Annotated in this window: 10 protein-coding genes and 1 tRNA gene; 4 read left to right on the top strand and 7 right to left on the bottom strand. The window is 64.7% G+C overall.

Annotated elements, in window-relative coordinates; all coding sequences use genetic code 11:
* Nucleotides 1-687, bottom strand: a 687-nt coding sequence (locus tag KDH09_14215) for a HEAT repeat domain-containing protein (GenBank protein ID MCB0220851.1), incomplete at its 3' end; no start/stop codon positions are given.
* An 89-nt stretch (nucleotides 688-776) separates the two neighbouring features.
* A complete protein-coding gene (locus KDH09_14210; protein MCB0220850.1) occupies nucleotides 777-1322 on the bottom strand; it encodes an arginine decarboxylase, pyruvoyl-dependent in 546 nt (181 codons plus the stop codon).
* A 221-nt stretch (nucleotides 1323-1543) separates the two neighbouring features.
* Here KDH09_14210 and KDH09_14205 point away from each other — a divergent pair, with 221 nt between their 5' ends.
* Both KDH09_14205 and holA read left to right on the top strand, forming a co-directional pair.
* Nucleotides 1544-4147, top strand: a complete 2604-nt coding sequence (locus tag KDH09_14205) for a leucine--tRNA ligase (GenBank protein MCB0220849.1) — start codon at nucleotides 1544-1546, stop codon at nucleotides 4145-4147.
* Between the two features lie 10 nt (nucleotides 4148-4157).
* Nucleotides 4158-5207 carry a DNA polymerase III subunit delta gene (gene holA, locus KDH09_14200; GenBank protein ID MCB0220848.1) on the top strand — a complete coding sequence of 350 codons (1050 nt, stop codon included), beginning with the start codon at nucleotides 4158-4160 and terminating at the stop codon, nucleotides 5205-5207.
* Between the two features lie 116 nt (nucleotides 5208-5323).
* Here holA and rpsT read toward each other — a convergent pair whose 3' ends face one another.
* From rpsT to KDH09_14180, 4 genes are all read right to left on the bottom strand, one after another.
* A complete protein-coding gene (gene rpsT / locus KDH09_14195) occupies nucleotides 5324-5578 on the bottom strand; it encodes a 30S ribosomal protein S20 (protein MCB0220847.1) in 255 nt (84 codons plus the stop codon).
* A gap of 167 nt (nucleotides 5579-5745) precedes the next feature.
* A tRNA-Ala gene (locus tag KDH09_14190) sits at nucleotides 5746-5821 on the bottom strand.
* 116 nt (nucleotides 5822-5937) lie between these two features.
* Nucleotides 5938-6438: a hypothetical protein gene (locus KDH09_14185; protein MCB0220846.1), complete on the bottom strand. Its 501-nt coding sequence runs from the start codon at nucleotides 6436-6438 to the stop codon at nucleotides 5938-5940.
* Nucleotides 6439-6521: 83 nt separating this feature from the next.
* Entirely contained in the window at nucleotides 6522-7289 is a 768-nt protein-coding gene (locus KDH09_14180; protein MCB0220845.1) for a glucose 1-dehydrogenase, read from the bottom strand.
* A gap of 103 nt (nucleotides 7290-7392) precedes the next feature.
* On the opposite strand from KDH09_14180, the gene KDH09_14175 reads away from it, so the two are divergent.
* Nucleotides 7393-8214, top strand: coding sequence for an NTP transferase domain-containing protein (locus tag KDH09_14175; protein ID MCB0220844.1), 822 nt, complete (start codon nucleotides 7393-7395; stop codon nucleotides 8212-8214).
* 170 nt (nucleotides 8215-8384) lie between these two features.
* Complete coding sequence (locus KDH09_14170; GenBank protein ID MCB0220843.1) at nucleotides 8385-8840, top strand: Hsp20/alpha crystallin family protein; 456 nt, start codon at nucleotides 8385-8387, stop codon at nucleotides 8838-8840.
* A gap of 79 nt (nucleotides 8841-8919) precedes the next feature.
* On the opposite strand, the gene KDH09_14165 is transcribed toward KDH09_14170, so the two are convergent.
* Nucleotides 8920-9813: hypothetical protein (locus tag KDH09_14165; protein MCB0220842.1), on the bottom strand; the 894-nt coding region annotated here is incomplete at its 5' end.

The raw sequence follows: 9813 nt of genomic DNA, 5'->3' as shown, positions 1-9813 counted from the left end.
CGTCGGGAAGCCCGCCAGTGCGCGGCGCGCGGCACTGGCCTCACCGGCGCTGAGCGGGCCGTTGTAGAGGCGCCAGAGGGATTCGCGCGCCACCTCGCTGCCCAGTCGTCCCAGCGCGGCGAGCGCCTCGGGGCGTTCGGCCTCAGTGCCCTCGGTGGCCAGGGTCTCTACCTGCGCGGCCAGCTCGGGGGCTTCGACCGCGCCGACTGCTCGCAGCGCGGCCATCCGGATCGCCGGATTCTCATCGGCGAGGCTTTGCATCAGTACGGGCGCCGCATCGGTGCCGCCCATCAGGCCGATTCCCTCCAGGGCGGCCAGGCGGATGCGCATCGGCTCAGCGGTCCCGGCAAGCTCCAGCAGGCGCCCCGCCAGCTCCGGAGCGTTGATTTCGCCGGCAAGGTGCATCGCCGCTCCAAGTTCCTTGCCCGTGGCATCGGGGTTGTCGAGTACGGCACGCAGCCCCTCGACGCCGCGCTCGCCCAGTTGGGCGATGCGCGCAGCCGCGGTGTGCCCGCGTCCCTGGCCGCCGGTCTTGAGGAACTGTTCGAAATACAGGTCGAATGGATCGCTGCTGGGAAGGCCAAAGCGCACGCCGACGGCAATCAGTCCGAAGAAGATGATCAGGCGCACCGGACGCGACTTCGTGCGCGACCAGGCAGGTGGATTCTTTTCGGATGACTTGGCCATGGCCGGGGAGCTTAGCGCAGCGGGCGCCGATAGAAAAAACGCCCCGCCGGGTGAGGGCGGGGCGTCGGGAAAACCGGGAAGGGCGGCGATTACGGGAGCAGCACGCAGGCGGCGACCACGGTGGTCCACATGCCCTGGGCATGGCCCACGGCCGACTGGGTGATGTTGCGGGTGCGGACGATCTTGTCGGAGATCTTCCAGACCTCGCGTTTTTCGTCCCAGCTCTGGTCGGCGTTGAATTCCACGCCCAGAACCGTCGCCAGCATCTCGGCGGCCAGATCCTCGGCATAGTCGCCGGCCTTGCGCTCTTTTTCGCCGTAGGAATGATGTTCGGAGAGATAACCGTACATCTTCGTGTCCTTGGGCATGGCCATGCCAACCGAAGCCGCCACCAGGCGGTTGGGCTCGTTGGTCTCCTGGCGGGACATCACGACGTGGACGATCTGGCCGGGGGTCATCAGCTTCTTGCCCTGGGCGCGCGAGATCACCTTGCAGTTGGCCGGGTAGATGCTCGAAACGCTGACGAGGTTGTATTCGGCGATGCCGGCGTGGCGGAGGGCCATCTCGAAGCTCGAGAGCTTCTCACGGTGGCGACCAACACCTTTGGTCAAGAAACAGCGTGTGGGGACATACATGGGCGCACTCCTGTGCCGATTTGGTGGCCCCCTTATATTTCAGTGGCTCGACCAAATGCAAAGAAAAGCGGCCTCAAAAGCAACCGGACCCTCAAAAGGCCCCGCGGCCAAGCCTTGCAGCGGCCCGGGGGGTCGGTTAGTTTCGCCCGCTGCTGAGCGACTTTTCCCCGCACCAGAGGCGCGGAGAGGGGCCGAGCGCACCATCAATCGGAGAAACCTTCGTGGAAAGTTACGATCCTCAAACACTCGAACCATTGTGGCAAAAACGCTGGGAAGAGCAGGGCGTCCATCGCGCCGGGCGTCGCCCGGAAAAGCAGAAGTTCTACCAGCTCGAAATGTTCCCCTATCCCTCGGGCCGGCTGCACATGGGCCACATGCGCAACTACTCCATCGGTGACGTGATTGCGCGCTACCACTGGATGCGCGGCTACGACGTGATGCACCCGATCGGTTGGGACGCCTTCGGCATGCCGGCCGAAAACGCGGCCATCGATGGCGGCCAGCACCCGGCCAAGTGGACGTATCAGAATATCGAGCACATGAAGGTCCAGCTTCAGCGGCTGGGCTTCTCCTTCGACTGGGACCGCGAGCTGGCGACCTGCGATGCCGACTACTACCGCTGGGAGCAGCTTGTATTCACGCGCCTGTTCGAGCGCGGGCTGGCCTACAAGAAAAAGGCCACCGTGAACTGGTGCCCCAACGACCAGACCGTGCTGGCCAACGAGCAAGTGGTCGAGGGCGGCTGCTGGCGCTGCGGGACTACGGTGCAGGCCCGCGACATCGAGCAGTGGTTCCTCAAGATCACCGACTACGCCGAGGAATTGCTCGCCGATCTGGAAAAACTCCAGGGCAAGTGGCCCGATCGCGTGCTCACCATGCAGCGCAACTGGATCGGCAAGAGCCACGGCGCCCACACCGACTTCGAGCTCGAAAAGCCGGCAGAGGACGGCACGAAGTCGATCCGCGTCTTCACCACGCGCCCGGACACGCTCTTTGGCGCGACCTTCATGAGCATCGCTGCTGAGCATCCGCTGGCCCTGCAGCTCGCCCGGCAGGGCGGGCGCGAGGCCGAGGTTGCCGCCTTCATCGAGAAGGAAAAGGCCCATGGCCGCCGCGGCCCCGACGAGGACTTCGAGAAGGAAGGCGTCTTTACCGGCGCCTACTGCGTGAACCCGGTCACGGGCTGGCAGGTGCCGGTATGGGTCGCCAACTTCGTGCTCATGGGATACGGCACCGGCGCGGTCATGGCGGTTCCCTCCCACGACCAGCGCGATTTTGAATTTGCGAAGAAATACGACCAGCGCATCGTCGTCGTGATCCAGCCCGAGGGCGAGAGCCTCGATCCGGCGACGATGGAGGGGGCCCACGAGGGGCCCGGCAAGCTCGTTGCGTCGGGCCAGTTCGACGGCCTGGACAACGAAGAGGCCAAGAAGAAAATCACCGCCTTTCTCGAAAGCGAGAAAAAGGGCGAGGGGGCAATCACCTACCGCCTGCGCGACTGGCTGATTTCCCGCCAGCGCTACTGGGGCACGCCCATTCCCATGGTCTACGACGACGCGGGCAAGATTCATCCCGTGCCGGCCGACCAGCTTCCCGTGTTGCTGCCCCAGGACGTGGAGATCAAGGCCGAGGGCGGCTCGCCGCTGGTGGGTCATCCCGACTTTGGCAAGGTGGAGATTCCCGGGGTGGGCCTTGCCCAGCGCGACACCGACACGATGGACACCTTCGTGGAGAGCTCGTGGTATTTCCTGCGCTATCTCTCCCCCAGGAGCACCGAGCACCTGGTTGATCCGGAGATGGCCAGGCGCTGGATGCCCGTCGATCAATACGTGGGCGGCGTCGAACACGCCGTGCTCCACCTGCTTTACGCGCGCTTTTTCACCAAGGTCCTGCGCGACCTCGATATTCTGCCGGGTGACCTCGATGAGCCCTTCGATGCGCTGCTGACCCAGGGCATGGTCTGCAAGGAGTTCTACTACCGCGGCGAGGGTTCGGACCTGAAGTACTTCCCGCTCGAAGACGTCGAGGAAGGCCCCAATGGCCCCGTTGCAAAGAGCGATGGCAAGCCCGTGAGCAAGGGCCCGATGGTCAAGATGAGCAAGTCGAAGAAGAACGGCGTCGACCCCGACGAGCTCGTGGAGAAATATGGTGCCGATACCGCTCGGCTGTTCTGCCTGTTCGCCGCGCCCCCCGAGCACGACCTGCTCTGGGACGATACGGCGGTGGAGGGGGCCTCACGCTTCCTGGGTCGCCTGTGGCGCCTGATCGGGGATCGCCCCTGGCTTGCCGGCGTTGCGCCCGGTGAAAGCCAGGAAGCGGGCGAGGGCGCCGAGATCCGTCGCTGGCTCCACAAGACGATCAAGGCCGTGACCGAGGACCTCACCCCGCCGCGCTTTGCCTTCAACACGGCCATTGCGCGCATGACCGAGCTTCAGAACGCGCTCTACAAGTTCAAGGTCGATGAAAGCAGCCCCGAGGCCGACAAGGCGCTCATGCGCAAGTGCGCCCAGACGCTGGTGCAGCTCGTGCATCCGTTTTGCCCGCACATCACCGAGGAACTCTGGAACAAGCTCGGCGGCGAGGGATTGTTGCTCGATAGCGAGTGGCCGGTCTTTGACGAGCAGTGGACCGTTGACGACACCGTGACCATCGCCGTGCAGATCAAGGGCAAGGTGCGTGCGAAGATCGAAATCGCCGCCGATGCCAGCCAGGACGAGGTACGCGAGAAGGCACTTGCCGAGCCCAACGTGCAAAAGCACATCGAGGGCCAGGAGATTCGCAAGTTCATCTACGTGCCGGGTAAGATCGTGAACATCGTCGTATAGAGGAAGCACTTTGGGCGCCATCACCTCCAGCAAGGCCCTGCAGGATATCGAGAAGGGCAAGTTCGCTCCGATCTACTGGATCTGGGGGCCGGAGGCATTCTTTACCGACAAGCTGCTGGCGGCGCTCAAGAAGAAAGTCGTGACCGCGGCCCCGGACTTTAACTTCGACAATCTCGATGCCGGCCCGCCGGTGAAATCAGGCATGTCCCAGGTCATCGGCGCCGCTTCCTCGCATCCGACCATGGCGCCGCTGCGGCTGGTTCTCGTCAAGAGCGCCGACGCCTTCAAGGCCGACGACTACGACGCGCTGGCCGACTACGCGGCTAATCCGCTGGGCACCACGGTGCTCTGCTTCGTCTCCAGTGGGGACAAGAAACCCGACCTGCGCCGCAAGGCCTTCAAGGCCATCGACAAGCTCGGCGGCCTGGTGGAGTGCAAGCCCGTCTACGAGCGCGAGATCCCCGCGTGGGTCGACCGCATGGCCAAGGAACGCGGCATGAGCGTCGAACGCGGCGCCGTGGACGTGCTTGTCCAGTATATCGGCACCGACCTGCTCGCCATCGACCAGACCATTGAGAAGGCTTCGCTGCTGCAGGAGAACCCGACGGTGTTGAGCGAGGCGCTCGCGCAGGAGGCGGTCTCGCTCTCGCGCCACCGTGACGTGTTCGAAGTCTTCAACGCCGCGGTGGAGGGCCGGCAGGCCGACGCTGTTTCGGGGCTTCGGCGTCTCTACACCGATGGGGAGAAGGCCGCGGGCCTGCTGCCCGGTCTGTGGTGGCAGTTCAAGCGGCTGTGGATGGCCGCCGAGATGGTGAGCAACGGCAAGCGCCGCCCGGAGATCTCCCAGGTGGTGGGCGGCGGGCGTCCGATGGCGCCTTGGGCCCTCGATCAGCTCGCCAAGCAGGTGGTGACCTTCGACGCCGAGCGCTGCCGCCAGGTGGCGCCGCGCTTCACGCGCCTCGATCGCCTGGCGAAGGGCGGTACCCATTTCCCCGAGATCGAGCTCGAACACCTCGTGCTGGAGATGTCCGGCATCGCGGGGAGAAAAGCGCGGCGTTAGATGCGCCCTCAGCCCCCGCTCCCCCTGCGGGGGAGCAGGGATTGAATTGATTCTTGATACAAAGAAAAAGGCCGCCCGGTGGGCGGCCTTTCGTTGTTCACGTAATGGGGGAAGGCTCAGGCAGCGGCCTTCTTGGAGTTGTGGGCCTTCACCAGGCGCGAGACGCGGCGGGCGGCCTGACGCTTGTGGATGACGCCCTTGCTGGCGGCCTTGTAGACGTCCTTGACGGCGGCGGTGAGCGCCTCATCGCCCGCTTCGGGGGCGCGGGCCTTCTTGATGGTGGTGCGCATGCTGGCCTTTACCAGGCGGTTGCGCGCGGTGCGGGTCTCCGTCTGGCGGGCACGCTTGGCTGCGGACTTATGATTGGGCACGTCGTCGTCTCCTTTGGACTCAGGGCCTCCCAATACGGAGGCAGGCGGCTTCTTTTAAGGGATTTCCGCCGGGCCGTCAAGGGGCGCCAGGGCGGGAGGGCCTCGTGGGGGCTAAGAGCCACTTTAAATGCAGAAACGGCGGCTTTTCAGCCGCCGTTTCCAGAATCTGGTGGAGCAGGACGGGATCGAACCGACGACCTCCACAATGCCATTGTGGCGCTCTCCCAACTGAGCTACTGCCCCAGAAACCTTCGATTGTAAGCGGCGGGCGGGCCTTGGCGGGCCCGGCGATCCCGACCGGGGCCGCAAATATGAAAGGCCGCTGCCGACCTGTCAAGGGGGAAATCGGCCCGGGGAAATCAGGAACTCGGTGGGCAGACCTGCAGGTGGATGTCCACGAAATCGGCGTCGGGGATGGTGGCCACCCGCACCGTGTGGAGTCCGCAGTCGCCGCTTCCGTTGGCCACGTTGATGACGGCATAGAAGCTGAGCATCTCGCCGGGCAGGATCTCGAAGGGGGCCTCATTGGTGGTGGCCGCCGGGTTGTTCAGAGAAAAAAACACGCCCGAGGCCGGGTCGCTCATGCCGGTGATGTCGAAGATCTCGTCGTCGAGCACGGCGCGGAAATCCACCTGCCCGTCGAATCCGGCGCTGGCCGTCACTTCGAGCGGGACGTTCACGACGCCGCCGGCGCCATCGGAGCTGGTGACGTTGATTGCCTTGACCTGGCTGGAACCCGGCGCATTGGTTTCGGCGAAGTCGAGGAAGAGCAGCACGTCGCCCTCGTTGCCGCAGCCGGCGATACCGAGGACGAGCGCGAGCAAAAGGGCCGGCGCGGAAAAACTCTGGAGGAACTTCATCTGGGCAATCCTGGAAAGATTGCCCTCACCTTCGAATGTCCTGCAGCCTACTCCCTCGGGGCGGGTGTTCGCAACGGCAATACTCAGCCGAGCGTCGCGCCGCCGTCGACCACGACAACTTCGCCGGTCATGAAGCTGGCTGCCTCGCTGGCCAGGGTCAGGATGATTCCCGCGATTTCATCGGGCTCGCCGTGGCGGTGCATCTTGATCTGGGAAATGGCCGCCTTGTAGATCGCCTCATTGGTGAAGAGGGCCTCGGCGAATTTGGTCTTTACCAGACCCGGCGCCACGCAGTTGACGCGGATCTTGAACGGGGCCAGCTCGCTGGCCAGGGTTTTGGTCATGTGAATGACCGCGGCCTTTGAAATGCCGTAGGCGCCCAGCGTCGTGGACGGACGAAGCCCGGCGATGGAGGCGACGTTGACGATGCTTCCCCCGCCGGCCTTTCGCATCATGGGCACGATGCGCCGGCAAAGCCGCAAGGGGCCGGTCACGTTGACGTCCATGATCTTCTGCCAGACCGAGTCGGGCAGGTCGATGAGCGTGCCCATGGCGGGGTTGGTCGCCGCGTTGTTGATGAGGATATTGGGAGTAACCCCGATCTCCTCGAGCTTGTCCTTGAGCCGTTCGAGCTCTTCGTCCGAGCCCATGTTGGCGGGAATGCAGTGGGCCTTGCGCCCGGCGGCCTCAACCTTTGCCGCGACGGCTTCGAGGTCGGGCAGCTTGCGTGAGACCAGCACGAGATCCGCGCCCGACTCAGCCAGTGCCATGGCCGTCGCTTCGCCGATGCCGCGGCTCGCGCCGGTTACCAGTGCCCATTTGCCGGAAAGATCAAAGCGCTCGCGAATCATGGGGTTCCCTCCCGAATCAATCTGAAACGTGTAGGGTGCGAGGGTAACACGATCCGCTGCAAAACGTGCCAGCGCCAAAACCTGTGCTAGAGTGCCCGGCGCAATGGCAATCCATGTTCAGACAGCGGTCATCCCTGCGGCGGGGCTTGGCACCCGCTGGTTGCCCCAGTCCCTGGCGGCGCCCAAGGAACTCGTCCCCATCGTGGACCGGCCGGTGCTCCACTACGTGGTGGAGGAAGCGGCCGCCGCGCGCATCCGCCGGATCGTGCTGGTGATCTCGCCGGGCAAGGAAGCCCTCGTCAACTACTTTTCGCGTCCCGACGACCTGGTGGAGATGCTCAAGAATGACGGGCGCCTCGCGGAGATCGAGCCGTTGCTGACCCTGCTGCGCCGGGTGGAAGTCTGCGCCGTCTACCAGGACGAGCCACGCGGCCTGGGCCACGCAATTCTGTGTGCGAAAGACGAAGTGGAGGAGGGGCCCTTCGCGGTGCTGCTTCCCGACGAGCTCTTCGATGGAAAGCCCCAGCCGCTACGTCAGTTGCTCGACGCCGCCACCGAAAAGGACGCGGCGGTTTCCCTGCTCGAAGTGCCCGCCGGCGAGGTTTCGAGCTACGGGATCGTGGCCGGTAAGAAAGAGGGCAAGCTCCTGCGCATTGCCAGGGCGGTCGAGAAGCCGACGCGCCGCGCAGCGCCCTCGCGGCTGGCGCTGGTGGGGCGCTACGTGTTGCCGGGCGATACCTTCGAGCTGCTTCGGAGCACCTCGCCCGACAGCAAGGGGGAGATCCAGCTCACCCCCGCCCTGGCGCGGCTTGCGGCGCAGGGCCGCCTGCTGGGGGCCACGGTTCGCTGCACGCGCTTCGATGCCGGACAACCCCGGGGCTGGTTTGAAGCCAACCAACACTTTGGAAAACAGCACTTTCGTTGATGGCAGCAGAGGGCGGGGTCTACCCGCCCTTCCGCCCTTTTTCGTTCCTGCACGCGCCACCCCTTGACGACGGCCCGGGCGTGTTTAGTTTTTCTTCAACGAAGATTTTGCGGCAGGCGCAGCGAGCCCGGCCGCGCAAGAAACTGTCTCTATCGATGGAGGGTATTGCCATGAGTAACGGACTCACCACCCGCACGAGCCGCCCGCTCACCACGCGGGATTTCTTTGACCGCTTCTTTGAGGACGCCTTCGGCCGCGGCGTCGCCCCGCTCGGATTCTCCGGCGCCGAGGCCACCGGCCGCGACTGGGTTCCCAGTGTCGACATCACCGAGCGCGACGGCACGCTGCTCGTCAGCGCGGAGATCCCGGGCCTGAAGAAGGAAGACGTCGACGTCGATATCAGCAACGGCGTGCTCACCCTCTCGGGCAAGCGCGAATTCGAACACGACGAGACCAAGGACAACGTCCATCGCATCGAACGATCCTACGGCAGCTTCCGCCGTTCCTTCACGCTTCCCAGCGACGCCGATGCATCGAAGGCCAGCGCCGAATTCAAGGACGGCGTCCTTCGCGTGAGCATCCCCAAGACCGAAGCCGCCAAGGCAACCAAGATTTCGATCAAGTAAGCGCGGCAACACTGCACAAAAGAAAGGGCGCCCGTTGGGCGCCCTTTGCTTGTAACTAGTCGGGATTGCTTAGGCAGCGTCAGGGAGCGCAGCCGAGCACTTCACTTGCCCGGGCCGCCAGCTCGCGGGTTTTTGCGATCAGCTCGCCCTCGCCCGACTGCACGTCGCCGCTGAAGACGGTCTGCCTGCTGGCAAGATCGATCATGAGGGCCGTGAGGACGTAGGTCTCTCCGACCTTCAGCAGCTCGCCCCGCACCAAGAGGTCGGCCTGCGCCTGGCTGGCCAGGTCGATCTGGCAGGTCTCGTTGCCGCACTGCTGCTCGAGCCCCTGCTGGCGTGCAAGGTCCTCGATGATGTCCTCGGCGACGATCCGCGTGCAGGGAACGCCGGCGATTTCCTTCTGAAAGAGTCCGCCCAGGGCTTCGGCCGTTGCGTCCTGCGCGCCGCCGCGCGCGGCAAAGGGGTAGACCGCGACGCCGCGCAGCGCCCCTTCGGGCAGCGCCGGGATCGCAGGGCGAGCCACCTGAACCGGCGGCTTGCGGCGCTCGCGCACTTCTTCGGCGCGGGCAACCAGAGTCTCGCGACCGGTGGAGAGTTCGTCTTTCACCTGCCTGGTCAGCGTCACGAGCGTCGCTTTGGTGTGTTCCTCCAGCGACCCGAGGGAAATGGTGTCCCAGGCATCCATGGAGTCTTCACTGGTGACGTGCTTGTCGAAGGAAAGAAGCGGCTCTTCCTGCCCGGGGGCAAGCACTTCCACGCTCAGGTCCATGTCGGCGCGCAGTTTCCCGCCGATGCCGGGAATGAGTCCGCCAAGGAGGGTCAGATTCAGAACAGGGCTGCTTGGCCACCAGACGAAGTGGGAATCGAACCGGTTGAGCTTGCAGCGCAAAATGAGTTCATCGGCGGGCTCGGGAGGGGCGTGAACCGAGGCGAAGAAGCTGGACTGGCGCAGGTCTTCCACGAAGCGGGCGGT

Source organism: Chrysiogenia bacterium, assembly GCA_020434085.1.
Lineage (GTDB): Bacteria > JAGRBM01 > JAGRBM01 > JAGRBM01 > JAGRBM01 > JAGRBM01.
Note: the sequence above shows the minus strand (reverse complement) of the source record. Positions and strands in the feature narration are given on the sequence as shown.